Here is a 23,878-nt window from a genome sequence, read left to right on the forward strand (position 1 = left end):
ATGAAAATTTTTGTTGCTGGTGCTAGTGGCGTTATTGGGAGATTATTGCTGCCGCAGTTAATACAAGCTGGCCATGAAGTAATCGGTATGACGCGGAAAGAAGAGCAAAGACAGGCCATCGAACAAATAGGAGCCAAAGCCATTCTTGCAGATGTGTTCAATGGGGAGCAAATGGTGAAAATTCTAAATGAAATTAAACCTGATGTTGTTATTCATCAATTAACCTCATTAAGACAAGGCAGCTCAGCAGAAAATGCGCGCATACGAATTGAAGGAACCCGGAATTTGGTAGATGCAGCAAAACAGGCGAAGGTAGAGAAAATCATCGCACAGAGTATTTCATGGGCATATGAACCTGGCACGACTCCTGCGACGGAAGAAACAGCATTGGACATGTATGCTCCTATGCCTAGAAATACCACGATTAACGGAGTGTTGGCTCTCGAGGAAGCCGTTAAAGAAATTCCTGCGCATGTCATTTTGCGATATGGCACTTTGTATGGACCAGCAACTTGGTACGCTAAAAATGGGGAAACAGCAGAAAAGATCAGTAAAAAAGAAGTTAAGGCAACGGATGGGGTATCTTCTTTTATTCATGTTGAAGATGCCGCGAATGCTGCTTTGCTGGCGTTGGATTGGCCGACAGGTACGTATAACATCGTTGATGATGAACCAGCTAAAGGGATAGACTGGCTTCCTGTATACGCTCAAGCCTTAGGTGCACCTACACCAGACATTCAATCTGGAGCAAGTCCGTGGGAGAGAGGGGCCTCGAACCGCAAAGCCAAACACGAATGCGGGTGGATTCCTCAATATCCCACATGGAGAACAGGCTTTTCTAAGTCTTTACGATAACCTTCACTTGATTAGCAGTTTATCTCTAAGTGATTAGAAGGTATTCATCTATAAAGAAACACAACGATACGGATTGTCGAGAACGAGAAAAAAGCAAACAAGGAGGGGGACTGACTCCTGTTTGTGAGACAGAGATTAAAGCACCTTTCGAGTTCTAAGCAGCCGCCAGTTGCCGGAGGAAATGAACCCCGGTACTGTCGAGGGACAAGAACATATTCCCATTGAAGTCGCTATTTAAGCGACTTTTTTATTTTATCGGCACAAGTTCGTGTCCCGAGCCAAGGACAAGAACTTGTGCCTTGTACCGAATACCGTATTGGACAAGAACTTGTTCCTATTTCCGATTAGTCATATATCTAATCGTTGTTCCGCCCATTAATTCATTAAGCTAACGGGCAGGTTAGTTTAAGGAAAAAAGGGAACAGCATACCTCATATAGAATAACCTTATCTCTAAAAAGGGAGGAGAACACATTGCATAATATGATGAATAAGAGACAATTTATTGAGATGACAGTTAATAAACAACGTTCTGTAGTACTTAAAGTTAATAATCAAGATGAATTTTTCCGTGGTGTTTCAAAAGAATTAAATGAGGGCTACTTATTTGTTGAAACAGAAGAAGCATAAACTATAAATTTAAAATGGATGACATCATTGAGATTTATGCTATCAAGTCTTCATCGCCTGAACATATTGCTATACAATCCCCCAGTTTGACGAAAGGTAACAAGGATGACCTTGAAAACCTTGTACTCCTGTTTGAAGATTTAAATGACGGTGTAAAGAAACAAATTATCTTTTCTTTATCAGAAGTGCTTGGTAAGCAAGTGATCATTTCGAAAATGGATATGGATTCATACAATTTATCTGAAATTGAGATGATTGTTAACACTATAAATGGATATCTACTCACTATTAAATCACAGGATACTTTTCGTTCGGAAATTTCTAAATTATACAACAATATGGATTTACCTCAAAAGACTTATTTGGGGCAAGGGTTAGATCATAATCGAGGATAAGTTAAGGACAAGGTAACATTTTTATTAATCAACTAACGGGAAACGATAGTTGGACCCACCTCTTCTTTCCAAGAGATGTGGGTGCGTTAATATTATAATTATTTTAAATCACAGAAATAAGAGGGCCATTTTATGTTTAAGTGATTTGGCCAAGCATCACGCATTTGCCGAGAACTCCGTCGAAACGCAAAAGCCCTACCGTGCCGAGCGATCTCCGGAGAGCTATATCCAGCGACGCAAGTCCTCCATCCCAGCCGGAAAATGGACAGCTTCAAGCCACGTGGTCTTCCGAGCAGATCGTAGGCCGTCTCCGTCAAGAGGGATACCCTATGGTCCGCTTCAAACCAATCTATCGTTGGCTGTATACAGGCCGTTTGGTGAAAGGGAAGTATTACTCAAATACTAATGGGGAGCGTTAGTATAGGACATTATGGAGTAGATTGCCTGTCGGCAACTGCTCTATTTTTCGTTAAGCTTCCGGCGTAATGGTTAAATTCATTACCAAGTTCTTGCCCCGATCTGGGGACATGAGCTGGGTTCCTTTTTGGTAGGGACAAGAATATTGTGCTACTGCCGACTAATGCGATCTTATTAAATAATTGACAACAAAACTTGGCAGGAGTATGATTGGCTCATGACAATAAAACTTGGCAATTTCTTAGGAGGGATTTTGTGAACAAAGATGAAATATTATCGAAAAGTAGGAAAGAAAACAAAGACAGGGATTTACATAAAAGAGAAGTCCAGATCAATGCAGGAAATGTTGGTTCTATTGCAGCAATCTTTTTGGCTACGATCTTTTTTGTGACGCAAAGTCTGGTTGGTGGGGGATTGAACTTTGGTTTGTATGCTATTATATTTTCTGTTTCTGCCGTCAGTTTCGTTGTTACAGCACTTCGTATGAAACAAAGAAGAGATATAGTGTTAGCGATTTTATATACGCTCGCAACGGTGATTTTAACGTATATCCATATTTCTAAATTGATAACAACTTATATAGGGTGATCTGATGGAAAATGAATTGATCTTAAAAAATTTTCTAAGAGAAGCAAGATCTGAAAAAAACATATCACAAGCTCAGCTTGCAAAGTTAGTCGGCGTTTCTCGGAATACTATTAGTTCCATCGAAACAGGACAATTTAATCCTACAGCAAAACTGGCCTTGATTCTTTGTATTGCTTTGGATAAGAAGTTTGAAGAACTATTTTATTTTGATTGAATAATCTCAACCATCTCCTCACGATCACGAGTTAACTCTACGTATCTATATCTAGAATACACATATGAAAGGGAAAGCATTGAATTTAAACATGCTTTAAGGTGAATGAATGATGGAGGAAACATTACATGGGAATAATAATCAATTACATCGTCCAGGTTTATATGAAGTTGTAATATGTCTTATCAGTTATGTTTTAATAGTTGCTATAGGAGCCCAAGTTATTAATACGTTCGGGCAGTCCAATCTCGTATTTTACGGTTTAAGTTATTCGGCTTTGTCTGCATTATCCGGCATAGGGGCGTTTTTGGCAGCGTATTCTATTCGCCTTCGGACAAAAGTCCCTTTTGGAATACGTCCCATATCTAGACGATGGTTAATGATAGGAGTGGGCTTCGGAGTAATCGTATTTATACTCGCAAGGGGGGGGACGCTGCTATACGCATTACTGGGCGGCACTTTCTCTAATGTTCAAGAACCTTATTATGCAGCTGCTACAGGTGGGGCACTTTCTTTTAGCATTCAATTTATACTAATCGCAATAGCAACACCTATCGGTGAAGAATTGGCTTTCAGAGGTGTTATCACGAGTGCTTTATTACGTTATCGTCCTTGGGTAAGCATCACGGGAAGCTCTCTGATCTTTGCATTAGCGCACGGTCTCAACGAGATTTTTATTGTAGCTTTTATAACGGGGTTATTTACTTCTTACTTGTTTTATCGAACAAAATCTATTTGGCCTGGTGTGATAGTGCATATTGTGCATAATGCTCTAGCCACAATTCTTTCATTTTTTATTGCATTGATGCTGTGAGATGAAAAATAAACATGATAAGTAAAAAAATTGGAAGTGAAGGAGGTATCAGCAGTAATCTCTGACCATTGAACTTCCGGAGCTACCAATTGTAAAGACTAAAAATCATTGTCCACATGAATCTTATCACTAACAAGCATGTTATAGCTACTTTACTAAAGACAAGAACTTGTACCGATTACCGTATTAGACAAGAACCTGTTCCTATTACCAATTAGTCGTGTATCTAATCGGTATGGTGTCGCAAACAAGAAATTGCTCCATTCACCAATCTGAGGACAAGAACTTAGTCCGATTACCGAATAGGCATATATTTAATTGTTTTTTTCTTTTGTAAATCTAATGGGCAAAATAGTCTTAATATCCAGTCCAATATTAAGAAAATACAATTACGAGTGGTCAGTGATACGAACCAAAAAAGTAATGTGATGCTCTAGAAAGAGTGCACAGAATCTATAGGATTTAATAAATATACCCGGGTGATATTGATATTTTGTGTTTTTACCCGTGTATATTCATCATAAAAGAGCTGTAAAGAAGGAGGGTATATATCTATGTCACTATCAACGAAATGATCTAGTAAAGCAGGTCCATTGGTTCAAGCAAAATACTGCGTCGGCAACCGGATTATAATGACATGGAATACGGCAGCAAATGTTGAGATCGACGGGGGGGATGCTGTAGACTTGGTATGGGCGATTTGTGTCCGCGTACGAGTAAACGCTGCATTAAAAAAAGACCTACACCAATGTTGTAGGTCTTTTTTTCACCATTTCAAGGTAGAGCTGTTACTTCATTGGTAATATTAATGAGCGTATAATTGCTTCGCCCTTGTCAGCCCTTCGCGATGCTGACGACACCTTCATTGATATTCCATTGGGACTGCTGCATGATTTTTTTTACTAAGGCAGTATCCCTTTGCGCAAGGGCTTGAAAAATAGCTTCGTTCAAGGAGTGCTTGCGTGTCGGGGCTGCGCGACAATGTGTTGCCGCCGATGGTGTCGAACACGACATCGACTCCGCGGCCACCCGTTTCTTGCATGATGGCGTCGACATTTTTCAAAAGAAACGAGTGTCTATTATATTGAAGAGGCAGCTTTTGCTACAGGCGAACATGATGATCCGAACAGCGCTGTTGGCATGGGTAATGCTAGCCCCTTAAGGAGTTTGTAGCTATGGAACTATAGTGGTCAGGAGATCCTAACCTCGGCAAGCGCTTCCGTACGGAGTCATCTCATTGCGTTTGCCGCGGAAGAATCCCGTTTGAACCGGGGTAAATCGATTGATTTAAAGGAATAAGCAAAAGAAATAATGGCTGCACAAGAAGTTACCGAGCAGCGAAAGATATAAGCAAAGTTTTAGTAGCGATTGCTTCCGGGAATGGGGGAAGCAATCGCTATGTTTTTTTTGCGGATATTTTTATTTTTTGTCCGCCACATGTGTACAATAAATAAAAAAGATGATACATTGAAATTAGTTTAATCCCTTTTATAACAGGGTTTTTTGGAGATTACTATGTCTCCTGTACGAGGACATACGTATATCGAGGAGGGAATGGAATGTCAAGTCAAGCATTGGACCAATTTTTAAGTTCGAACATCGAAGATCTAAAGACTAAAGGTCTATATAACGTCATCGATACGCTGCAGGGTGCAAATGGTCCTGTTATTCGTATCGACGGAAAGTCCCTAATCAATTTGTCTTCCAATAACTACTTGGGACTGGCAACAGATTACCGCCTGATTGATGCTTCAGTTAAGGCGTCGCAGACATACGGGGCAGGCGCAGGGGCTGTGAGAACAATTAATGGTACGATGGATCTTCATATTGAGCTTGAAGAAAAACTGGCCCGTTTCAAAAAAACGGAAGCCGTTATCGTGTATCAATCGGGATTTAACTGCAATATGGCTGCTATATCCGCGGTAATGGACCAGCATGATGCGATTTTATCAGATGAGCTGAATCACGCTTCGATTATTGATGGCTGCCGCCTGTCGAGAGCCAAGGTGATTCGCTTTAAGCATTCGGATATGAATGATTTAAGACAGCAGGCGAAAGATGCCAAGGAATCCGGTCAGTACCATAAAATTATGGTCATCACCGACGGGGTTTTCTCCATGGATGGTGATATAGCAAAGCTGCCCGAAATCGTGAAAATAGCAGAAGAATTCGATCTGATTACTTATGTGGATGATGCCCACGGTTCGGGCGTTCTCGGAGCAGGTGCGGGAACCGTGAAGCATTTTGGATTGTCCGATCGCATTGACTTTCAAATTGGTACTCTTTCCAAGGCGATCGGCGTTGTCGGCGGTTATGTGGCGGGTAAAAAACAACTGATCGAATGGTTGAAGCTGAGAAGCCGTCCGTTTCTGTTCTCGACATCGCTACCTCCGGCTGCAATCGCTTCTTGCAGCGCTTCTGTCGACATTTTGATGAATGACAAAGAGCTGATCGAGAAGCTGTGGGAGAACGGCAATGATTTGAAAAATGGCTTGAGCCGGCTTGGATATGATGTAGGCCAAAGCGAAACGCCGATCACACCTTGTATCATTGGCGATGAAGTAACCACCCAACAGTTCAGCAAACGGCTCTATGAAGAAGGCGTTTACGCCAAGGCAATCCTGTTTCCGACGGTTCCGAAAGGAACCGGAAGAATACGCAACATGCCGACAGCTGCCCATACCAAGGAGATGCTCGACCAGGTGATCTCCGTTTATGAGAGAGTTGGCAAGGAAATGAAGCTGATTTAGCTGCATTCGCGGGAGTATATTTCGGGAGGAATGTCTTATGAACAAGATTTTGGTGACCGGAGCACTGGGCCAAATCGGTTCTGAGTTAGTTGTTAAATTACGTGAAATTTATGGTGCGGATCACGTCGTTGCTACGGATCTCAGGTCATCAGCCCACGAAATCACCCGATCCGGGCCATTCGAGCTGCTGGACGTGACGAATGATAAGGCGATGTTCGAAATCGCCAAGCGGTACGAAGTTGATACCGTCATCCATTTGGCTGCGCTGCTGTCGGCTACCGCAGAGGAGAAACCGTTGCTTGCCTGGAATTTGAATATGGGCGGATTGATGAATGCACTTGAAATATCCAGGGAGCTCAGCTGCCAATTTTTCACTCCAAGCTCCATTGGATCTTTTGGTCCTTCGACTCCGAAAGAAAATACCCCGCAGGATACGATCCAGAGGCCCAATACGATGTACGGCGTGAACAAAGTGTCCGGCGAACTGCTTTGTGATTATTATTTTCACAAATACGGCCTGGATACTAGGGGGCTGCGATTCCCAGGTTTGATATCTTATATGACGCCTCCCGGCGGAGGAACGACGGATTACGCGGTGGAAATTTATTACGCAGCCGTGACGGCTGGCCGGTATACATCTTATATCGCCAAGGACTCAAACATGGACATGATGTATATGCCGGATGCCCTGAACGCTATCATCGAATTGATGGAAGCGGATTCTTCCCGGTTGATGCACCGAAATTCATTTAATGTCACCGCAATGAGCGTGGATCCGGAGGCGATCGCTGAAGCGATTCGGGATGAGTTTCCCGGCTTTATCCTCGATTATGACGTTGATCCGAAGAGACAGGCGATTGCCGATAGCTGGCCGCATTCCATTGATGCGACGGCAGCGAAAACAGAATGGGGATTTCATGCCCGCTACGACCTGCAGGCCATGACGAAGGATATGCTTTCCCAGCTAAGCGAGAGACAAATGCTTCGCAAGGCTTAAAGTTATTATGAATTCGCTGTGCAAAGCGAGTAGAAGGGGTAGTACCAGCGTCGCTGCAAAGTAGCAGAAATTATATCGGGAACTTATTGATAACCTCGTTGTATTCAAACTGTGCATCGGTGATCGCCAACTTTGAATATACTTCCAGCGATTTACGGCTTTCGTGGCCGGAATATGGTTGTATGAGCGCGTCATCGATGCCCTGCTTTTTTAGCCAGGTCAACAGAAAGTGACGCAGCTTGTGCGGGGATAGGTTTTCAGTTAGCCCGGCTTCCTCGGAATATTTGGCCAAAATCTTACGGATTCCCCGATCCGTAAGATTTTTTCTTCCAGGAGGATTCAAATAAATAGACCGCCTGTTTCTTTTTCATCACATCGACGTGCATGGCCAGCAGCTCTTTAAAGGTCTGTGGGAAAGGAACAATCCGATCCTTGCTGCCCTTACCTTAGATTGAACAAGATTCCATATTTGTGCTGACTCGCCGTAAATCCTTCAGGATTTCCTTTTCTACCTTTCGTTCTGCTCTAACCCCAATGCGATGAATAATCTGAATAAGGAGCTCCACCAGGTTATACAGTTCAGATAGGATCAGTATAACTTTACTGGAAAAAATGTACAAATAAACAGATAAAACACCCTAAGTTCCGTTTGCTAAAACAAAGTTGGAACTTAGAGTGTAGTAGATGCTGATTCAAAGTTAGGCTTTGTGGATGCAGCAAAATAATATTCAAGTAAAGTAGGAAATTCACTCCCAAAAGGCTGTTTGGACAAATCGATCCAGCAGCCTTTTTGCTATTTTTGGGGAATCGTTTTTCCGCAAGGCGAACGGTGTCAAAAAGCTGACCGCTTGCCGCAATTCGACCGGCGATGTCAGGGGTAATCCCTTCCTTGTAAACCGGCTCTTCTTCGAGCAGTGTAAAGCTTGGGGATATGTCGATTCCGTAGAGTTGATTTAAGTGATCATGAATATCTCTAGTGGTCATGCCTTTCGCATAATATAGAAATGTTGACAAACATAAAAAACACCTCAGCAAAATGATCGGCCTTATTTTCTGATGACGAATTGACAACGGACAAGTTGTCCTATACAATAAACCCCGAACGGACAAGTTGTCCGAATTTATAGTATGAAGGGTGAAATTGGGATGTATGTCAAGAAGCTGTATTTTTTACCTGTAGGTGAATGTTTCCTAGATCAATCGGCAGTTAATCGAACCCTTGCCCCCGGGAAATTAGTCGGAATGCCTGTGTGGTCTTTTCTGTTAGAAACGACCAGCGGGCCGATACTCATCGATACGGGAATGCCCGATGCTTTTATCAACAATCCCGATTACTACAAGGGGACTAGACGTGAAGGGCGCGTCGTACCCAACATGTCGGACGGCGACTCGATCGTAAATGTGTTAAAGCGTGCCGGTTATCGACCTGACGATATTCAGATGGTCATTAGCTCTCATTTACACTTGGATCATTCTGGGGGAAACGGGCATTTCCGCAATACGCCGATCCTTATTCAAAGGGCAGAGTATGATGCAGCCATAGGCAACGAGGATTACTCTCCTTTAGAATGCAGGCTGCCCGATTTACAATATCAAATCATTGAGGGTGACCATGAATTGGTGCCGGGGGTTCAAATTTTCTTTACTCCAGGTCATTCCCCTGGCCATCAATCAGTCCTCGTCACAACGGAAAAGTCGGGTCCAGTGCTTCTGACGATTGATGTTGCTTATACTCGGGAGAACTTCGAGAGTAGCGTACCGTTCTTGACATTCGATCAAGAGATGGCTGCCAAATCGATTACTCGCATGCAGGAGTTGATTGAGGATGTTCGGCCGTCCTATGTTTTCTTGGGACACGATAGAGATCAAGCGCAAACATGCCGCACCTTTCCTGACTTCCTGTAATGGAGGAATAGGCTATGGATACTCAATCAATGGCTTTATCCGGTAATGAGCGGAAATTAATGGGGACACTTTGCTTACTCATTATTTTCGGAAACATCAATATGACCATGTTTAACTTGGCTATACCGTCGATTTCCGCTGACTTTGCTCTGACCTCTTCGCAAGTAAGCTGGGTCATGGTCGGATATAGCATTTTGATGGCCATCGGCGCCGGTACTTACGGCAAGTTAACGGAGTCCTTTTCCTTCCGTCAGCTGTATGTCAGTGGTTTAATCCTTTTTGCTTTCGGCTCTATGATCGGCTTCTTTGCAGCTTCATACTTGCAAGTCATTATTGGGAGATTAATGCAAGCAGCAGGGGCTTCGTCCATCTCGCCCCTGTCTTATGCGGCAGTAACCCTATATTTTAAGCCTGCCGTCAAGGGACGGGTACTGGGAACGTTGTCCGCCACAATTGCCTTTGCTTCCGGCTTCGGGCCTGTGTTCGGCGGTTTCGTGGAGCAATACTTTGGCTGGCGCGCTTTGTTCATCGTGTCCAGTCTAAGCCTATTTGTTATCCCTTTGGTATTCAAATATGTTCCAAGCAAGAAACACGACCGCGGTTCATTCGATATTCTCGGAGCTGTTTTGTTCTCCGCCGGACTGGCGTTTGTATTGCTAGGGGTTACTAACTATTGGTTTATGCTCATTGCAGGAGCAGCAGTTCTTCTATGGTTCGGTACTCATATTCAGAAAAAAGAAGATCCATTTATCGATGCATCTTTCATGAAAAATGCTCCTTACCGACGAATTCTAGGAATTGGATTTCTTACCTTCGTTTGCAACACGGGGTTAACCTTTACTTTTCCTGTCATGATGAAGAACGCCTTTCATTTACCGACTAGCAAAATCGGTCTACTGATGCTTCCCGGTGCTGCTTGCGCAGCCTTGCTCGGATCCCGGATCGGAGGTTGGACGGATCGTTTCGGAAGCTCCCGCGTGCTTGTCATATCGCAAAGTCTCGTCATCGGCGGATTTATACTGCTTGGTGTATCCGTACATTTGCCGCCATGGTTCGATGCTTTATTGATCATTATCCTTATGATTGGATTCAACGGTGTCCTCACCTCTAGCAGCAATTTAGTTTCGACGACACTCCGTTCGGCTGAGCTGGGTGTGGGGATGAGTATTTTCACGCTGGCCTATCTGCTAGGCGGAGCATTCGGTCCTGCGCTGGTCAGCCGACTGATTGATTTAAAGATACCTTTTTCTGTTGTATATTTTACCATTGCCCTGTTGGCAATCCTGACATACTTATGGGCAAGAAAAACAAATCCTGCGGGTAGACGGACGACTTGTCCGAAGATAGGGAGGATGACGAGATGAGTAAATTAAATTCCCAACTGTCCTTTGCTGCTATTCATGAGCTAGCCGAAGGGATCCGGACAAGGAAAATATCCCCGGTAGAGATTACGGAACATGCACTTCATCGCATCGAACGTTTGAATCCGAAACTGAACGTTTTCGTTACCCAGACGGCCGAGCTGGCGGTTGAACAAGCGAAGCAAACGGAACGCGATATTATGCATGGTCGGTACAAAGGGCCCCTTCACGGGATTCCCATCGTTCATAAGGATCTATATTACACTAAAGGGATCCGAACAACTGCCGGTTCAAAAATATTAAACAGCTTCGTCCCCGATTACGATTCGACGGTTGCAACTAAGCTACATGAGGCTGGAACAGTTCTGCTAGGCAAAGTACAGACTCACGAGTTCGCTGCGGGATTGACAACAACTAGCCCGCACTTCGGTCCTTGCCTCAATCCGTGGAACACTGAACTTGTACCGGGAGGTTCAAGCGGCGGCTCGGCTTCTGCTTTGGCGGCTGGACTTGCTTATCTGGGAACAGGCTCGGATACCGGAGGATCGATCCGCATACCCGCCGCATTGTGCGGCGTCGTAGGAATGAAGCCGACGTACGGTCGGGTCAGCCGGTATGGTATCATTCCAATGGCCTGGTCATTGGACCACTCGGGTCCGTTGACCCGAAGCGTCATGGATGCGTCCCTGTGCTTGGATGTGATGTCAGGCTTCGATCCGAAGGATGAATCGACGGTCGATCTGCCTGCGCCAGGTATCAAGATGTATCCGAATGGTCTCAGGGGTGTACGTATCGGATTGCCGACAAGCTACTATTACGAGGATTTGATGCCGGAAGTAGAAGCTGCGATGAAGGCCGCTATCAATAAATTCCGTGAACTGGGAGCGGAAATCATCGAAGTCAGCCTACCCATGATCAAACATGCCCAAAGCGCGACGATGGCCATTATGATGACGGAGATGTTCTCGAATCACGAGAAGTGGCTTGAGACAGATTTGGAACAGTATGGTCCGGATGTCCGAATGTTTCTTGAAAGCAGTAGAGATATTCCGGCTTCCATTTACCTCCAGTCTCAGCGGGCCCGGCAACTAATTGTCAATGATTTTTTGAATGCTTTGTCCGGAATCGACATCCTGTTGACGCCGGCAACACCGATCACCGCGCCGCGTGCAGATGATACTACTAGTGTATTCAGATTGAACTCATTTACGGTTCCGACCAATTTGACCGGCTTGCCTAGCCTGAGCATGCCTTGCGGTTTCTCACCTTCTGGTCTGCCGATTAATATGCAATTGATTGGCCGCCCCTTCGAGGAAGCGACTGTACTAGGTATCGGCAATACTTATGAGATGAATACCGACTGGCACAAGAGACATCCGGATTTGTAAGCCTGACTAAATTTGATGGAGGGTATCCTATGGAACAGAAGCAACTCGACTCTGAAGTTAACAGGAAAGCATCGACCGTAACCGGAACAGATACGGCGAGCGACAACAAAAAAACGTACGAGCAGTTTATTCCTACGATTGCAAGTTTGAAGGAACTGGACCTAACGGGCATTGAACCGCTTTTGCCTCCCATTCACAAAAGGTACTATACCAACAAATAAAAAAAAATACATCGGTCCCCCAAATGAATGTATTTTTAATTTTTCACGAAATGTATTATAATACGAAAAACGGACAACATGTCCAATACACGAGAGACGGACATATCGTCCGTTTTTCGTATTAAATAACAGTTAATTTAAGATGAAGGGAGATGTTTATAGTGAATTCAGAATCGCAACCTGCCTCTCTGAAAATTCCCAGAGAGGAGTTAAACCGAAGACGAATTTTAGCGTCAGCTAGAGAACTTTTCATCAAAAACGGTGTTGACAATGTCAATATGCATCAGATTGCGAAGACTGCTGGAGTCGGACAAGCAAGCTTATACCGCCGCTACTCAGATAAGGGCGACATCTGTCAGGAGATCGCATGTGAAGAATACCAACCCTTGTTTGATGAAGTTCAAGCATTTCTTGATCAACCCCCGGAAACCGCTGCCTTGGACCGGCTCTACCACGTAATCGTAAGATATGTTTCTTTTTTAGAGGCGAAAGTTCCTTGGCTCTGTGAGGTCAGTCGGGCCTCAACCGGGCATCGTCCGCTACAATCTCCGTTATGCCAATGGATGCGCAATATAAGCAGAAATCTGCTAAATGAGGCCGTTGAACGGGGAGACGTATCCGGGGTGGACATTCCATATACCATTGAAGCCCTGCTGGCCGTGCTTCACAATATCGATTACCATCTCCAAGATGAAGGCTTTACGAGCCAACGAGTTCTTGATGGTTTACAACGCATATTTATCGAAGGTTTAAAAGCTCATAGACATTAATTGAGGGGCTGGCCCAAAGCCACACAACATGCAGAACTACGCAGCTTACAATGACGAAGGAGAAGGCGTTGGTCATGATCTAGAGTCAGTTGTTACGTCAAGGTCAATCCCTAGCAACGGAAGGCTAGTTGTTACGGTTACGGGGAATTCAGTAACTTTTACGGGAGATGTAGAAAAGGCAACCTATTACTCTGCATCAGAACCAGCTTTATTGAAGAAAACGCTGGCCAAAGATGAGACATTTATCGTGGTAAACACGAGCTCACAAAGTGAAACCATTCAATTCGATTTAGCCAAGCAAATTCAAGACAAAATCTATAATGAAACAGGTGTTTACGCGAGAGCGGCATTGGTGAAACAAAGTCATCAGTAAATTGTGCTGCGATATGATTGCTAAAAAAGCAGAGGGGGGCATTTTCCACTTAAAGAAAGAGGTGTTACACCTTCACATAGGAGATAAGCCCATCCGCGATATGTGGAGGATTGGCTCCAGAATGGAAAACATCTTTGGAAGATGGGCATCCGAACTATTAGAGACCTGGCGAATACACCTCTTTCCAAACTAAGAAGTAAGTGGGGCGTTAATGGTGAGGTCATCTGGCGAGTCACAAATGGAATAGACCACTCACCAGTGACCGTCAACACACACAGTACACAAAAGGATATTGGAAATGGTATGACGCTGCCTAGAGACTATACAGAAGCATGGGAGATCGAAGTGGTCATAGGTTGTTGAATGACATAAAGATACCCACCAAGAAAATCCTTATAAAATAAGGTTTTTTTTATTTTTGGTTGTCCTTTAACGGTACAAGTTCTTGTCCTCAGAAATGCGGAGACAAAAAGGGTGTCGAGAGACAAGAACATATTCTATACATATGTACAAAATACGAGTTTTGTGAATATGTCTTGGAGTTTCTTTTGGCTGTAGTTCGTGTAAACACGCTACCTGCTCCGCGAACGTTTTTACACGCATATTTGGCGGGGCCAATCGTTCTTTAACCACCTCACGTATACGCTCTTCTGCCTTTCTCGTTTTTGGCCATAAACGTTGTATAGTCTCCCTACATAAGTTAAGTCTGTATAAATAAATATGACTTCTTTGATCTATTTCACCCGAAACATTTTTCATTTTATATGGATAAATGTGTGAAGGGAAAAAGTCGCCATTACTATATGGCGGCGATTGCGTCTGTCCGGCAACGTAACCGAAGCTGCCCATAATGCTGGCCGGCAGCAATCCGCCAAGCCCGCTCCCTGCCTTTATGCAGAAGGCGCTTCCAATAGAGGTTAGAAAACCGCTCGCACGAATGCCGTTTTTCCATTCTCCTTAGTCAACCGTATCGGAAAGCATCGCAAAAGGCATTGAACAAGCAAAGCCCGATCCCAATGCGCCGAGAATCCAACCCGCAATGATCAGGTTCAGGTTCGTATCGCCCGCCAAAATCACAACCTGGCCAAACGCGGCCAGAATAAAACCAATTACCATTACCGGGTTCTTACTCATTTTCTTTACAAAAAACGGAATCAAAACCATGGAAAGCAGCTGGATCGAGGTAATGCCGTTAATAAGCGGTACTAAATCCTTTCTGCCCAGGTTATTTTCAAAGTAGAAAATGACTGTAGAGGAACGGATATTTAATCCTATCCAATAACACAAATTTGCCGCCACTACCAGCATCCAAGGCCAATTTCGCTTAATCGCCCCAAAGCTTTCACGGATCGGGATCGATTTCACTTTCTCGGTTGTCACTTCCTTCAAATCCCTGAATGCAATCAAGAACATGACTACTGCAGCCAATCCAAACAGGACCATCGTAAACGTAAACCCTTTCTGGTCACTTCTCTGCCCAAAGTACTCCACAAGGGGAAGCGTAAAGGTCGTCGCGATGAAAAAGCCTATATTTCCGCCCACCATACGGAAAGAATTCAGCACTACCCGCTCGTTCGAGTTTGTCGTCAAATTCGGAAGAATGGAAGTGATCAGTGTGCTAATGCCGGTATACAAAATCCCGGCTATAATGTATGTCACGTATGCGTAGATCATCTTGCCCGTATTGCTTAAATCCGGCGTTGTGAATGTAAGCACCATAAATAGCGCAAACGGGACGCATAGCCATAGAAAATACGGCCTGCTCTGACCGTATTTTGATTTAGTCCGGTCAATCAATATCCCCCATAATGGAGCATCAATCGCATCGATAAACCGGGTAATAAAGAGTAGCGTGCCCGCTACCCCGATCGATATCCCGAAAACGTCTGTGTAAAAGTACAACAAATAACTGGATATAACACAATATAAGAGATTGCCCGCGGTATCCGTCAGCGAATAGCTGAGCTTGCGGTGCAGTGGTACAGATGCGCTTGCTTCTGCCTGCTGGGTGCTCATGATCTACCTCTTCTCTTTTTTTGGGCTGGGAATACATTTCGAATATCCATACGCGCATTTCACCTTTTTCCCGATTACACCAAGCATAATAAGGAACAGCAGTAATCGTCTTGGCTTCTAACGCCGATTCCGCTGAACTGTACAGTTCAGTGATTGGTTTTACACGATAGCCTTCCGCTGTCAGTTTGACTACACCGCCCAGCAGTTCCCTATCCAGATTTGCTGCAATTTCACTTTCTTTTGGAAGTCGCAGGGCCGCCAAATTCCCCTTGTTATCCGTTTCTTCCAAGCAGTAGACAACTGGTCCGCGTTGTAGTACCGTTTGACCTTGATTCATGGATACTAGCGGATTGCTCCGGATTCGCTCAACCGGCATGTCCAGCACTAGAGAGATCCGATCTCCCGGATACCATGTTCGGCTAAGTTTCAAATAACCTTTTTCCAACTGATCCACAGCAATCTCTTCCCCGTTTATGTGCACTTTTGTCTTTCTGCACCATCCGGGAATTCGTAATGCAATGGTAAAGGAAACCGGCTCTTCCGGATTCACGTTCATCATGATTTGCCCGTTCCAAGGGTACTCATGAAATTGCACGATTTCAACCTGTGTATTTCCAAACTGAATGTCGACCTTTCCCGCGATATATAAATGCGCGTAAAGCATATTCTCTGTCTGTGTGTACACATGATCTTCCACGGAGACGATCATCCGTGCCAGGTTCGGCGGACAACAGGCGCAGAAAAACCATTTTTGACGTTCAGGTTTCACATGTTCCTGGTCCTTCCTTCCTTTTTGATGAGGATTGACCTCTAAGGGATTGACATAGAAAAATCGCTGTCCGTCCAGGTCCATGCCGCTGAGCGTACCGTTATAAAGAGCCCGTTCCAGAACATCCGCATACTTCCGATCCGGGTCGAGACGAAGCATCCGATTAGCCCAAAACGCGAGTCCGACCGATGCGCAGGTTTCACAATACATGCTGTCGTTAGGCAGATCGTGACTGCAAGTAAATGCCTCTCCATTATGGGCAGAGCCGATGCCTCCAGTGATGTACATCTTCTGTTGCGTTACATCATCCCACAACATCTGACATGCCTTCTTTAGCGATTCATCCCCTGTTTTGTCTGCTAGATCCGCCATCGCAATGTATAAATACATGGCCCGGACCGCGTGGCCTACTGCCTCCTCCTGGTCCCGGACCGGTTGATGAGCTTGTTGATACTCATAGCCGAGCCCGAAATTGATATGGTTGTCATCATTCCAGGTTGGTGCTGTTTTGATATTTTTCCGCATCTCCTTCTCTTCTTCAAAATATATCGGATGCTGACCACGCTGGTTTATAAAGTATTGGGCTAATTTCAAATATCGTTCATTGTGGGTCGCGTCGTACAGTTTAACAAGCGCCAGTTCGATTTCTTCATGTCCTGGATATCCGTTCAGTTTGCCGTCTTCTTCACCAAATTCCTGCTCAATCAGGCTCACGTACTTCTCCATGATGTGCAGAAATTCGATTTTACCTGTAGTTTCGTAATAAGCGACCGCAGCTTCGATGAAATGTCCCGCGCAGTACAATTCATGGTTATCCCTAAGGTTGGTCCAGCGATTGTTTGGTTCCTTCAACATGTAATAGGTGTTCAGATAACCATCCTCTGCCTGAGCCCTGCCCAGCAGCGCAATAACCTCATCCGCACGCTGTTCCAGTTCCTCGTTAGGATGATCTCGCAGGCTAAATGCCACTGTTTCAAGCCATTTAGCTACATCGCTATCCTGAAACACCGATCCGTAATATTCTCCGCTTGATTCCCCAGCGGCAATTTTGAAATTTTTAATGGCATGGCTTGGTTCAGTGTCCGGCAGTTCATCGTTTAAAGCTTTCCACTGATAAGGAATGACCTCCTCTGCTACAATTCGTTTATATTTTTTCCAAAAGACATCGTTCACGCGAACGCCCTTGACGGGATTAGCCGTTTTCATGATACACATCATCCTTTCAAGCTTGTATGCAGCGCTTTCATTTTGTTCTCTATAGAGGTAAAGTAAATTAAAGCAGAGGCTTCAAACATGCTTCCGAATCTCTTTACACTTTGATTCTAACAATGCACCGAGCCCGAAATAATCCCGTCCTTTAACTAATATTTGCACAATTTCACACTTAAGGAGCTTTACATCTATGGGATACACCGAAGCTTTATCCTTTTTAGTCCCTCCGTTTCCATTCTTCATTGAGGGCAATGTCACGACATACCGTCCTGGAGAGCAACACCCGAACCGCTACCGATTGGGCTATTTCGATGTCATCCTTGTCAAGGAGGGCACGCTTTATTTAGGTGAGGAGGATTGTATGTGGACAATGTATTCCAATCATGCTCTTATTCTGGAACCGGACAAGCACCATTTTCCTGTGAAGCCATGCCATGAGAACACGTCCTTTTACTGGTTCCATTTTCAGACGAATAACAGTTGGCTATGCCAAACCGAACCACAGATGATCATACCTAAGGAGCCCGTCTCCAAGCTGCATTATTATGCAGAGCACACAACCATTCACCTGCCCAAATATCAGCAAATCGTGAACTCCGGCGAACTGTTTGAAATGCTCGATTTACTGCTGAGTACAACGTTGAAGCCGAGAAAGCTCGCCCTTTGGGAAACCCAGCAGACATTTATGAAGGTGTTACAAGGCCTGGAAAATAATCAGAATCACAAGGATTCCTCCACTCAACTAGCAGAACAGATTGAAATCTATCTGAAACAAAACTATAAAACGCCAATAACGAATAAACAGCTCTAAAGTCGTTTTCATGTCCATGAAAATTACTTGGCAAGATGCATGAAAACAGTCTTTCATTGTACGCCTCTTGAATATTTGCTGATGTACCGCCTGGAACAGGCTCGCAGCCTGTTGCTTCAAACGGACTGGTTCATACAGCGGATTGCGGAAGAAACCGCATTTTCGCAAATCAGCTACTTCTCCCGCTGCTTCAAAAAGAGATTCGGCGTATCGCCTCAGCAATATAGAAAGCAGCATTCCAAGCCTGTGGATTAAGTACTTTGCCGGGAGTACGATGATTTTTAACATACCACTCCAATGCATACCCACCGGCTTAACAACTTGCATTGCAGGCTCAACAAAAATGCGCCTGCCGGAAAACTTACTGGCAGACGCTTCCCTCAGCGAATACAGCGCATTAGCTGTATTCGCTGCTCCTTGATCATTGCTTTTTCCATATATTCAATTCCCCTTTGGACAGAACGGCCTCTTTAATGCTTATTGCATGTTCATTTGCCAGCTCTTAGATTTGTGTACGTGCCGGAAGGATTGATGTTCCGCTCATGGAGAACTCATCAGGTCCCATGTATATTGGATCATCTAACATGGCTATTTCTCATTTTTTTGCAGGGGTCCGGTGCTTAAAAAGATAGCATCTACACCTATTCTGCCGATATCATACCTTAATCCAAACTTTGACTCTGTACATGAGAGCTGAAGAAGCCATATTGGACATATGGCCTCATCGCTTAACCTGTGAATGGGCTCTCACATATGAAAAGCTCTCCAGAACGACCCCTCTGTATCAATGATATCCTTGATCTGGGCAAAAGAAATCGTGAACGTCGGAAATCCCGCCACATAAGGAGCGATCTCATAAGGACTGAAGTAGAGATGCAGAGCATCTGCTGTGACAAAAAAGGGCTGATTCGGACTAATGCCCTCATAGGTATCTGGAAACACGTAGGAGTACTGCGGATCATTCTTAATCTGATCTCCCACAATCTGGCTCAACACTTTGACATAGTCACTATTCGGTTTAAATAAATCCTTCAGTTCATACATCTGACCACTGCCCAAATTAATAATTGCATAAACCATCGTAGGCATGCCATGTGCCGCACCAAATGGATAGTTGTAACCCGTAAGTTTCAGTTGAAGCAGTTGTTGCTGATAAAAAGATATATCAAAATCTCCTGTGTACGTATAGTCCAGCTTCTGATCAGCAGGTATGGGCTTAACCTGAGAAAGGGTCTTTAACTTGGCATTTACCGCAAGTTGTGCCGCTTGATCCGTCATGCCCTCCACCTGTGGATAATAGACGAGGTAATCCGGATTGGGCTTATACTTCTCTTCTCGCACACGATAAGGCGAGCGAAGCGGTACGATTGTATTTTGCCGCCAGATCATCTGTCCGGCCCGGTTCACATAGGATAAACGCTGATCCACATAGGCCTTGATCAAATCAGGCGCCACAACTTCCAATGTACCCGAGCCTTCAACACGGGGATATCCTTGTGCAGGCCGTCCGCTCAAATCCAGCAGATACGTCTGTCTCGCATCCGATGCGGAGGCCAGCCCACCTTTGTAATTGCGGACATCCCGATATACAAATTCCGAAAGTCTTCTGCCGCTGACATCTGCAATCGCGTACACAGAGCCAATAAACGGTTGCTCCGGATCAATGGCGTTACCTAGCGCAAGCCGTTGTTCCCCAAGATCTCGAATGTCATTGTAGGTCGGCTGGATGATGAATGTACCTTGCAGATTAATGACGCCATACGTTGACTTGTAATCCTCCGCTGTATTTACGATCGCTTGCCCACCACTGAAAGGAAATGCCGATGTAAACTGGGGCTGTATACGAATATTACCCCGTTCATCGATATACCCATATTTACCCGAAGTCTCTTTTTGAAAAGCAAGCAGCCCTTCCCCCAGTGGCCCCACATAGGCATATGGATAAGTCGCCAGTCTTTGACCATTCCGATCAATGAGCGCAAATTCATTATCCTTGATCTGCACAACCGCTTTGCCATCCTGAAAATCGTTCGCCGACGCGAACTGTGCTCGAATCACCTCATTACCGACGGTGTCTAAATAGCCATACAGACTGACTATCCCTCCTGACTGGCTGTTGTCTGAATCATAAAACAAAGCTCGCCCGTCCTCCAGATTTGAAATATACGAATATGCACGTTTGGTCAACACAGTACCCTGTTCGTTAATCATCTTGAATCCTTGGGAATCAATAACAATAGCCCGACCTTCTGCGAAATCGTTAATGGAATCGTATACAGATTGAACGACATACTGCCCACTAAGATTGATGACGCCCGCTTTCCCGTCCTTTACAACAACAGCCAAACCGTTCTGCTGGAAATTCTGGGCATCATCCAGTACCGGTTGAAGTCGGATACGACCATGCGCATCCATATACCCCCACTTGGTTCCGGCTGTTGTTCTTACGGAAACCGGAAATAACCACGTCGTTTCACGCTCATGACTACCCATTCCCATGGCCTGCCTAATCTTCTTTTCCAGTTCAAGTAACACCTCTCTGGAAGGGTATGGATTAGCAAAGCTAAGGGCCTTCTGGACGGAAACAAGCGCCGCTGGCAATAATCCCGCATGATACTGAGCATCCGCAAGATAGTACCAGTAGAAGGTGTAATCAGGATAATGCTGGGTCAATTTCTCATAGTACTGTACCACCTTAGGGTAGTAATAGAGATATACATCCGGTGAAGGAACCCATTTCCCATTTTGCCATCGGATGATCTCGACCCGATAGGCCTCCCCTGTGTCGTGAATCCAGAGTGCAATCTCCACTTTGCCATCTCTTCCATGCTGACTAGGCATATCAATGATCTCAGCATAGCTATAATACATATCCTCTGGTGCTACATCTGTCAGTCCTGATTCCGTCCACTCGTATACAGCAAGCTTTGACCAGATCGCTCCAATCTGCCAACCGACAATCAGATTGTTCCTCACGGTTGAAGTCACGGGTGCTGCTGTCAGCAGAGTTACCCCATAACCCATGCCCTTCGTCAGAGACATTTTGATCCAGTTACCCTCGTAAAACTTCAGAACAAGCAGCAACAATTCTCCGCCCAACTGATATACCGCAACAATCTCCGGCATGCCGTCACCAGTAAGATCTGACGCATAGATGGCTGGATGTTTGACAGGTTTATCAATGGTGACGACTGTTGCTCCAGCCGGAATATGTTGATTCACAATTTGTGTTAACAGCGGTTCGCTCATGGACATGTTATTTCCTCCCTTATGACCGCATTCGCCTAATGGTATGCATCACAAACCGGGATATGACATCAGAACGAATATAACCGCTAACTTTGAAAAATTGAACGTGAGAGTGTCTCAAGCCATTGTAAGAATGTAATTATATAAAAATAGGGCAGCCGCTAAGGCCACCCTTTTCAGTCGTCTCCAACCCTACTGATCGTGTAACATTACTTTCTGTCCGTTGAGTATAAGATAATTTACTTCTTTGATTGGTATCGTGCGAGGCGATATCCACTTCAACAAATCTTCATCTATATTCAAAAACCCTGATTGGGGAAGAATGCTTGTGCCATCGTTCAAATAAAGCTCCATACGTAGATCCTCAGGCTTGATTTGGTTTACACCCTTGCCCATAAGTGTAACACCTAGGGAGGAGACTTTAATCTCCGTACGTATATCCTCATTCATAACCAGCGTCGTTTCTCCAGTTTTACTTAATGTATCTTGCTTCAGATTAAAGGTCGTTTCCCAGTCCCCCCTAACGAACTGATCGTAACGAGTAAAATATCCTTTAAGTTGAAGATTATTGAGTTGACTGATATCTGAAATATCAAAAATATACTCCTTATAATCCCCGCCGTATCTAGTACCATCTTTGATATAAGAGCCATAGGAGACACTATTCATAGGAATATCCTGCTTGTTCCCTCGATCATCAGTGAAGAAAAAATCACCATGATTGTATCTACCCATCTCGTCATCTGGATTAATCTGAATATGCAATTTACCATCAATGAAACCTATATTGGATATATACATCCAATCGATCCCAGGCAACTTAATATGGGTTTGATCCTGACGAAGTACATGAATGAGTTCCTGTTCACTTAATTCCAGAGCGGATTCACCTCCCCACCCGCTAATCCAGTCTTTGAGTGGATCAAGAGTATCATATTCGTTCTGCTGCTTCTTACTCAGGAGTTCTGAGAGATTGAGCCCAGAATCATAGTTCTCTTCTTTAGTTGCACCTGATAAAAAAGAACTAATCTGGACACTCATTCGATTGCTGAGCCGTTTTCCCTGAACCAGAAATCGGATAATCGCAGTCTTCTCGGCAGGATCATACTGTACTAACTGTGCATTATGTGACCGACCACCTGATACATGAAAATCATATACATCAAGCGAAGCATTCACTCGGTCTTCTGTTAAATCCGTGAGGGATACATATATTTCAGTTGTGCTGCCGTCTCGAACCGCACCGAGAGTCTGCATGCGTATGCCCTGATCTTCACTGGTCTTATTTACGGGACGAAGAATGTTAATTCGATCTCCACTCAAAAATTGCAGGATAGATGAAAGATCAATTACCCCCAGAGCCGCTGCTGCACCTGTAACAATAGTTAAAGACAGGAAGGCTGCAATGGGGATATAGATTATCTTAGGGATTCTCCTTTTGTACAGTTGTGTTCTATTCTTTTGTGAATTACGTTGAGAATTTGCCTTAAGGCCCGCTTTTTCATAGAATAATTTCTTGATATGGGTTAGATTCTGCTCCGTAAAATGATCTCCTGGATTCGATATGTGAATCACCTCCTCTATTTCTTTTGCAACCACCACTTACGCAACCACTGTTTCGAACGATAAATTTTGTTATGGACCTGTCTGATGTGCAACGACAATGCTTCTGAAATCTCCAATGGCTTCTGACCTTCGTAAAATCGACGTTTCATAATCTCCCGGTCAGGTTCAGGAAATGATTCAATAGCTTGTTCCAATTCTTGATACCTTTCTTTACTAATCAATTGCGAAAGCGTGTCCTCAGTTTGAACAAAATGAATGCTCTCCTCATATGCAATCTCACTTCTGCGATTCAATTTCCGGTAACGATCAATGGCCTTGTGCTTCGCGATGGTCGCCAGATAATTTTTCAAACTACTGCGCTCGGGCTGGAAAGAAAGTGGATTTTGCCAAAATGAAAAAAAGGTGTCTGCTACACATTCTTCGACTTCTTCAGATGAAGCATTATGTAATATGGAATAAATAATTTTCCACAACAATCCGGCATACTGATTCATCACCCATTCCATGGCTTCATGGTCACGTCTTGCGACTGCTTCCCTGATCTGTTCTTCCTTCATGCTTACCCTCCCTTCCATATA

At 44.4% G+C, this 23,878-nt stretch carries 22 protein-coding genes and 2 pseudogenes; 17 read left to right on the forward strand and 7 right to left on the reverse strand.

Features of this window, described 5'->3' with window-relative positions; translation table 11 throughout:
* From ACR32F_RS17050 to ACR32F_RS17085, 8 genes are all read left to right on the forward strand, one after another.
* Window positions 1-855, forward strand: coding sequence for an NAD-dependent epimerase/dehydratase family protein (locus tag ACR32F_RS17050; RefSeq protein WP_440108974.1), 855 nt, complete (start codon window positions 1-3; stop codon window positions 853-855).
* Window positions 856-1,328: 473 nt separating this feature from the next.
* On the forward strand, window positions 1,329-1,484 hold the full coding sequence (locus ACR32F_RS17055) for a hypothetical protein (protein ID WP_440108976.1): 156 nt from the start codon (window positions 1,329-1,331) through the stop codon (window positions 1,482-1,484).
* Window positions 1,485-1,498: 14 nt separating this feature from the next.
* Entirely contained in the window at window positions 1,499-1,879 is a 381-nt protein-coding gene (locus ACR32F_RS17060) for a hypothetical protein (RefSeq protein WP_440108978.1), read from the forward strand.
* Between the two features lie 672 nt (window positions 1,880-2,551).
* A complete protein-coding gene (locus ACR32F_RS17065; RefSeq protein WP_440108980.1) occupies window positions 2,552-2,884 on the forward strand; it encodes a DUF6442 family protein in 333 nt (110 codons plus the stop codon).
* 4 nt (window positions 2,885-2,888) lie between these two features.
* Entirely contained in the window at window positions 2,889-3,098 is a 210-nt protein-coding gene (locus ACR32F_RS17070; protein ID WP_440108982.1) for a helix-turn-helix transcriptional regulator, read from the forward strand.
* 109 nt (window positions 3,099-3,207) lie between these two features.
* Entirely contained in the window at window positions 3,208-3,912 is a 705-nt protein-coding gene (locus ACR32F_RS17075; protein WP_440108984.1) for a lysostaphin resistance A-like protein, read from the forward strand.
* Window positions 3,913-5,471: 1,559 nt separating this feature from the next.
* Window positions 5,472-6,662, forward strand: coding sequence for a glycine C-acetyltransferase (locus ACR32F_RS17080; RefSeq protein ID WP_440108986.1), 1,191 nt, complete (start codon window positions 5,472-5,474; stop codon window positions 6,660-6,662).
* A 37-nt stretch (window positions 6,663-6,699) separates the two neighbouring features.
* Window positions 6,700-7,659, forward strand: coding sequence for an L-threonine 3-dehydrogenase (locus ACR32F_RS17085; protein WP_440108988.1), 960 nt, complete (start codon window positions 6,700-6,702; stop codon window positions 7,657-7,659).
* A gap of 70 nt (window positions 7,660-7,729) precedes the next feature.
* Here ACR32F_RS17085 and ACR32F_RS17090 read toward each other — a convergent pair whose 3' ends face one another.
* Both ACR32F_RS17090 and ACR32F_RS17095 read right to left on the reverse strand, forming a co-directional pair.
* A complete protein-coding gene (locus tag ACR32F_RS17090; protein WP_440108990.1) occupies window positions 7,730-8,002 on the reverse strand; it encodes a tyrosine-type recombinase/integrase in 273 nt (90 codons plus the stop codon).
* Between the two features lie 578 nt (window positions 8,003-8,580).
* A pseudogene (locus tag ACR32F_RS17095) lies at window positions 8,581-8,655 on the reverse strand (transposase); the annotation flags it as partial.
* Window positions 8,656-8,805: 150 nt separating this feature from the next.
* On the opposite strand from ACR32F_RS17095, the gene aiiA reads away from it, so the two are divergent.
* From aiiA to ACR32F_RS17130, 7 genes are all read left to right on the forward strand, one after another.
* A complete protein-coding gene (gene aiiA, locus ACR32F_RS17100) occupies window positions 8,806-9,564 on the forward strand; it encodes a quorum-quenching N-acyl homoserine lactonase AiiA (protein WP_440108992.1) in 759 nt (252 codons plus the stop codon).
* A gap of 14 nt (window positions 9,565-9,578) precedes the next feature.
* A complete protein-coding gene (locus tag ACR32F_RS17105) occupies window positions 9,579-10,928 on the forward strand; it encodes an MFS transporter (protein WP_440108994.1) in 1,350 nt (449 codons plus the stop codon).
* Entirely contained in the window at window positions 10,925-12,313 is a 1,389-nt protein-coding gene (locus ACR32F_RS17110) for an amidase (RefSeq protein WP_440108996.1), read from the forward strand. The genes ACR32F_RS17105 and ACR32F_RS17110 overlap by 4 nt, the downstream gene beginning before the upstream one ends.
* A gap of 29 nt (window positions 12,314-12,342) precedes the next feature.
* Window positions 12,343-12,534 (forward strand): hypothetical protein, encoded by a 192-nt coding sequence (locus ACR32F_RS17115; RefSeq protein ID WP_192267245.1) that lies wholly within the window; start codon window positions 12,343-12,345, stop codon window positions 12,532-12,534.
* Window positions 12,535-12,686: 152 nt separating this feature from the next.
* Window positions 12,687-13,304: a TetR/AcrR family transcriptional regulator gene (locus tag ACR32F_RS17120; protein ID WP_440108998.1), complete on the forward strand. Its 618-nt coding sequence runs from the start codon at window positions 12,687-12,689 to the stop codon at window positions 13,302-13,304.
* A gap of 28 nt (window positions 13,305-13,332) precedes the next feature.
* Window positions 13,333-13,677, forward strand: a complete 345-nt coding sequence (locus tag ACR32F_RS17125; protein WP_440109000.1) for a hypothetical protein — start codon at window positions 13,333-13,335, stop codon at window positions 13,675-13,677.
* A gap of 141 nt (window positions 13,678-13,818) precedes the next feature.
* Window positions 13,819-14,040, forward strand: a complete 222-nt coding sequence (locus ACR32F_RS17130; protein ID WP_440109002.1) for a hypothetical protein — start codon at window positions 13,819-13,821, stop codon at window positions 14,038-14,040.
* A gap of 594 nt (window positions 14,041-14,634) precedes the next feature.
* On the opposite strand, the gene ACR32F_RS17135 is transcribed toward ACR32F_RS17130, so the two are convergent.
* Both ACR32F_RS17135 and ACR32F_RS17140 read right to left on the reverse strand, forming a co-directional pair.
* Window positions 14,635-15,594 (reverse strand): glycoside-pentoside-hexuronide (GPH):cation symporter, encoded by a 960-nt coding sequence (locus ACR32F_RS17135; RefSeq protein WP_440119919.1) that lies wholly within the window; start codon window positions 15,592-15,594, stop codon window positions 14,635-14,637.
* Complete coding sequence (locus ACR32F_RS17140) at window positions 15,494-17,668, reverse strand: glycoside hydrolase family 127 protein (RefSeq protein ID WP_440109004.1); 2,175 nt, start codon at window positions 17,666-17,668, stop codon at window positions 15,494-15,496. The genes ACR32F_RS17135 and ACR32F_RS17140 overlap by 101 nt, the downstream gene beginning before the upstream one ends.
* Before the next feature lie 196 nt (window positions 17,669-17,864).
* On the opposite strand from ACR32F_RS17140, the gene ACR32F_RS17145 reads away from it, so the two are divergent.
* Together ACR32F_RS17145 and ACR32F_RS17150 are read left to right on the forward strand one after the other, a co-directional pair.
* The gene (locus tag ACR32F_RS17145; protein WP_440109006.1) at window positions 17,865-18,485 is read left to right on the forward strand and encodes a helix-turn-helix transcriptional regulator; all 621 of its coding nucleotides are present in this window, start codon (window positions 17,865-17,867) and stop codon (window positions 18,483-18,485) included.
* 15 nt (window positions 18,486-18,500) lie between these two features.
* Window positions 18,501-18,740 (forward strand): annotated as a pseudogene (locus tag ACR32F_RS17150) (helix-turn-helix transcriptional regulator); the annotation flags it as partial.
* A 492-nt stretch (window positions 18,741-19,232) separates the two neighbouring features.
* Here the strand turns inward: ACR32F_RS17150 and ACR32F_RS17155 are convergent.
* From ACR32F_RS17155 to ACR32F_RS17165, 3 genes are all read right to left on the reverse strand, one after another.
* Window positions 19,233-21,740: a WG repeat-containing protein gene (locus ACR32F_RS17155; protein WP_440109008.1), complete on the reverse strand. Its 2,508-nt coding sequence runs from the start codon at window positions 21,738-21,740 to the stop codon at window positions 19,233-19,235.
* 186 nt (window positions 21,741-21,926) lie between these two features.
* Window positions 21,927-23,333 carry a DUF4179 domain-containing protein gene (locus tag ACR32F_RS17160; RefSeq protein WP_440109010.1) on the reverse strand — a complete coding sequence of 469 codons (1,407 nt, stop codon included), beginning with the start codon at window positions 23,331-23,333 and terminating at the stop codon, window positions 21,927-21,929.
* Window positions 23,315-23,857: a sigma-70 family RNA polymerase sigma factor gene (locus tag ACR32F_RS17165; protein WP_440109012.1), complete on the reverse strand. Its 543-nt coding sequence runs from the start codon at window positions 23,855-23,857 to the stop codon at window positions 23,315-23,317. The genes ACR32F_RS17160 and ACR32F_RS17165 overlap by 19 nt, the downstream gene beginning before the upstream one ends.
* Between the last annotated feature and the right edge of the window lie 21 nt (window positions 23,858-23,878).

Origin of the sequence: Paenibacillus hebaui (assembly GCF_051934385.1) — a bacterium.
GTDB lineage: Bacteria > Bacillota > Bacilli > Paenibacillales > Paenibacillaceae > Paenibacillus.